6 protein-coding genes are annotated in these 3766 nt (G+C 58.0%); all 6 read right to left on the bottom strand.

Annotated features, from left to right (window positions below; translation table 11 throughout):
* Positions 1-82: 82 nt before the first annotated feature.
* Positions 83-1219 (bottom strand): flagellar biosynthesis protein FlhB, encoded by a 1137-nt coding sequence (flhB, locus tag B3520_RS14940; RefSeq protein WP_286876373.1) that lies wholly within the window; start codon positions 1217-1219, stop codon positions 83-85.
* Positions 1219-2004 carry a flagellar biosynthetic protein FliR gene (gene fliR / locus B3520_RS14935; protein ID WP_286876372.1) on the bottom strand — a complete coding sequence of 262 codons (786 nt, stop codon included), beginning with the start codon at positions 2002-2004 and terminating at the stop codon, positions 1219-1221. Before fliR ends, flhB begins: the two co-directional genes overlap by 1 nt.
* Before the next feature lie 191 nt (positions 2005-2195).
* Positions 2196-2465: a flagellar biosynthesis protein FliQ gene (gene fliQ, locus B3520_RS14930; RefSeq protein ID WP_024459979.1), complete on the bottom strand. Its 270-nt coding sequence runs from the start codon at positions 2463-2465 to the stop codon at positions 2196-2198.
* A 9-nt stretch (positions 2466-2474) separates the two neighbouring features.
* A complete protein-coding gene (gene fliP, locus B3520_RS14925) occupies positions 2475-3305 on the bottom strand; it encodes a flagellar type III secretion system pore protein FliP (RefSeq protein ID WP_286805530.1) in 831 nt (276 codons plus the stop codon).
* The gene (fliO, locus tag B3520_RS14920) at positions 3305-3643 is read right to left on the bottom strand and encodes a flagellar biosynthetic protein FliO (RefSeq protein ID WP_286805528.1); all 339 of its coding nucleotides are present in this window, start codon (positions 3641-3643) and stop codon (positions 3305-3307) included. The genes fliP and fliO overlap by 1 nt, the downstream gene beginning before the upstream one ends.
* Positions 3643-3766: FliM/FliN family flagellar motor switch protein (locus B3520_RS14915; RefSeq protein ID WP_286876376.1), on the bottom strand; the 124-nt coding region annotated here is incomplete at its 5' end. The genes fliO and B3520_RS14915, both read right to left, overlap by 1 nt.

Here is a 3766-nt window from a genome sequence, read left to right as displayed (position 1 = left end):
ATGGGTTCACGGCGGGTCTCCAATGGCTATACCCCGTAGCCGCCGGGCTCTCCAATAACCACAGCCCCCGGTTGAACCGACCTCAGTCGAAGCGCATATCGCGGGGGACCTGGATGTTTCTTGGGTAGGCGGGTTTTTCGCCGCGGCCCTTGCGGAAATTGCGTAGCTGGAAGACGTAGGCCAATACCTGGGCAACGGCCATGTACAGATCCGCCGGGACTTCCTGATCGATTTCCGTAGTGTGGTAAATCGCCCGGGTCAGGGCGGGAGATTCCATGATGTCGATATTGTGGGCGCGGGCGATTTCACGGATCTTCATCGCTGTCTGATCCGCCCCCTTGGCCACCAGAATCGGCGTCGCCATGGTATCCGGGTCGTATTTCAAGGCCACCGAATAGTGCGTGGGGTTGGTGATGACCACGTCCGCTTTCGGGACTTTCGACATCATCCGACGCTGAGCCATTTCTCTCTGCAACTGGCGGATTTTGCTTTTGACCTCCGGCTTGCCTTCGGTGTCCTTCATCTCATCCTTGACTTCCTGCCGGGACATTTTCAGTTTCTTGTTGTTCTCAAAAATCTGGAACGGAATATCAATCGCTGCAATGGCAATGGTGACCGCGGCCAAAGCGATAGCGGCAACGCCACTGAGCCACACCGAATTCTTGATCGCTGTCAGCGGTTCCTGGTCTGATAGCCGCAACATATCCTGCTGCTGCACAACCAGCAGGCCAACCGCAACCGCCATGATGAGCATTACCTTCCCCAACGCTTTGGCGAGCTCCATCAACGCCTTTAGAGCGAACATGCGCTTGAGACCGGCGAGCGGGTTCATTCGGCTGGCCTTGGGGGCCATGGATTTGCTGCTGAACAGCCAACCGCCCAGGCCAATAGGGCCGGCGATGGAAGCCACCAGCAACAAGGCGAACACCGGCATCATGCTCAAGGTTCCTTGATACAGCGACGCGGTCAGGTGTTCGACCATGGCATCGGTGTTGAACACCACTTCCCGCTCCAGCGAGAAATTGAATTTCAGGATGCCGGCGAGTTTGCCCGCCATAAAGGGACCGAACAACATCAGCCCTATGGTACCGGCGAGCAATATGAAGGTGGTGGTCAGTTCCCGGGATCGGGGGATCTGCCCTTCCTCGCGCGCTTTTTCCTGTTTTCGCGCCGTGGGTTCTTCTGTCTTTTCCTGACTGCTGTCGTTTTCTTCGGCCATCAGGGCAGTCCTATTACCAATCGAACCAGTTCAAAGGCTTCTTGGGTGAAGACTTCGAACACGGGAAGCAGTGCGGGCAAAGCGAACCACATGACCAGGATGCCAAAGATGAGGGTCATGGGAAAGCCGACGGTGAATACGTTCATCTGCGGTGCGGAGCGGTTCATGGCACCAAAGGCCATGTTGATGACCATGACGGCGGTAAACACCGGCAAGGTGATTACCAGGGCGGCGCTGAACAGCCAGGTGCCCATGCCGGCGATGGTGGCGAAGGCGCCGGAGCCGAGGCCGCCGCCTCCAATAGGCAGGCTCTGGAAGCTGTCCACGAGCATGCCGATGATGATGAGATGGCCGTTATAGCTGAGAAACAACAAGGTCGCGAGCAGCAGGTAGAATTGGGACAGTACGGTGGTGGAGACACCGGTGGATGGGTCGTTCATGGCGGCGAAGCCGAGGCCCATTTTCATGGCCATGAGTTCGCCGGCCAATATGAAGATGTGCAGGAAGACCTGGAGCATGAAGCCCATGGCGATGCCGATGAGCAGTTCTCTGGCGACGATGGCCATGGCTTGTATGGAGACGAGATCGATGTCGGGTGGTGGCGGGAGCAGTGGTGCTACCAGTAGGGTGACGAAGGCGGTGAGGACGATGCGGACTCTTGCGGTGACGGTCTGGGCGCCGATGACGGGCATGGCGAGGAAGAGGCCACCAATGCGGAGCATCGGCCAGAGGTATTGACCGATAAATTGCATCAGTTGTTGTTCGCTCAATACCAGTTCGTTCATTGGTTCAATCAATCGCCCTTCGAGGGTGCCGTTCTGAAAGTCCGCCTCCGGGGCCAAGGGTGTCCTTTTCAAAACACATGAACCCATCCATGGGGCTCCATCGCTTCATCCATGAAGCGACGGTTTGAAAAGGACACCCTTGGCCCCGGAGGCTCATTGGTTGCTTCGGCGTTTTGTGTGTTCTTTCTGCTCTACCCTATTAAGTTTGGGACGTTGGTGTATAAACGGGTGAACAGGTCCATGAACTCTCTGAGTAGCCAGGGGCCGGCAATCATGACTGAGGCCAGGGTGACAAGCAGGCGTGGCAGGAAGCTCAGGGTCTGTTCGTTGATCTGGGTGGCGGCCTGGAACATGCTCACCACCAGGCCCACCAGTAGGCCGGGGCCGACGATGACGACCAGCATCAGGATGACGAGGTAGAGGGCGTCGGCGAAGATGTCCATGACAACTTCCGGGGTCATAGGGCCTCCTTATACACCGAAGCTGGCGGCGAGTGTGCCGATGATCATGGCCCAGCCGTCGACCAGGACGAAGAGCATGATTTTGAACGGCAGTGAGATGATCAGGGGCGAGAGCATCATCATGCCCATGGCCATGAGCACGCTGGCAACGACGATGTCGATGACCAGGAACGGGATGAAGATGATGAACCCGATCTGGAAGGCGGTTTTGAGTTCGCTGGTGACGAATGCCGGGACCAGGATGCTGAAGGGGGTGTCCTGGGGTGTCTGGATGTCCGGGTTGTCGGCGATGCCGACGAACAGTTCGATGTCGGATTCTCGGGTCTGGGCCAGCATGAACGCGTGGAAGGGTTCGGTGGTTCTCGCCAGTGCAGTCTGGGCGTTGATTTCTTCGTTGATGTAGGGCTGCAGGGCTTCGGCGTTTACGCGTTCGAACACGGGCTGCATGATGAACAGGGTCAGAAACAACGAGAGGCCGATCAGTACCTGGTTGGACGGCGATTGCTGTAGGCCCAGGGCCTGACGCAGGATGGCGAAGACGATGATGATCCGGGTGAAGGAGGTCATCATCAGCAGGATCGCTGGCAGGAAGGTGAACGCGGTCATGATCGCGAGGATCTGGAGCGTGACCGAGTATTCTTCCGAGCCGTCCGGGTTGGTGGTGACGGTCAGGGCCGGTAAGCCGGGAATGGCGGGCAGGGAGCCGCCGACGCCCTGCTCTGCTGGCGGCTGGGTTTCCGGCGCTTCCTGGGCCAGGGCCGGTCCCGCGCCGAAGCCCAACAGGACCAACAGCAGCAGCGAGCAGAAAAAACGGTAGTGAACTGAGGGGTAAGGCTTCATCAGGGCTTGGTGTTCTTGTTCATGATGTTCATCAACCGCTGTTTGAAGTCGCTGCTTCTGACGCCTTGTGCGTCGATCACCGGTTCTTCAAACACGTGCAGTGTACGGATTTGTTGGGCGGTAACGCCGAGCAGCAGCTGCTGACCGCCCACTTCCACCACCAACAACCGCTCACGGGTCCCCAACGGCAAGGTAGCGACCACTTTCATGGCCGACGAGTTCGTGAAGGCACCCTGACCAAAGCGGCGCAGCAACCAGGCAAGGGCGAAGATCAGTGCGATGATCAGCAGCAGGCTGAACAGCACACTTATCAACTGAGTGGCGGCACTTCCTTCCATCAGCGCAGCTTCTTGATCCGTTCGGATGGACTGATGACGTCGGTCATCCGAATGCCGAATTTTTCGTTCACCACCACCACTTCACCGTGGGCGATCAGGGGGCCGTTGACGAGCACGTCCAGA

The sequence above is a fragment of the Marinimicrobium sp. UBA4509 genome (assembly GCF_002388575.1).
GTDB classification, from domain to species: Bacteria; Pseudomonadota; Gammaproteobacteria; order Pseudomonadales; family Cellvibrionaceae; genus Marinimicrobium; species Marinimicrobium koreense.
This window is presented reverse-complemented; position numbering and strand designations above follow the sequence as displayed.

Bases quoted from the DNA above. Each gene is read 5' to 3' on its own strand.
- flhB (WP_286876373.1), bottom strand. From the start codon at position 1,219: ATGGCCGAAGAAAACGACAGCAGTCAGGAAAAGACAGAAGAACCCACG.
- fliR (WP_286876372.1), bottom strand. From the start codon at position 2,004: ATGAACGAACTGGTATTGAGCGAACAACAACTGATGCAATTTATCGGT.
- fliQ (WP_024459979.1), bottom strand. From the start codon at position 2,465: ATGACCCCGGAAGTTGTCATGGACATCTTCGCCGACGCCCTCTACCTC.
- fliP (WP_286805530.1), bottom strand. From the start codon at position 3,305: ATGAAGCCTTACCCCTCAGTTCACTACCGTTTTTTCTGCTCGCTGCTG.
- fliO (WP_286805528.1), bottom strand. From the start codon at position 3,643: ATGGAAGGAAGTGCCGCCACTCAGTTGATAAGTGTGCTGTTCAGCCTG.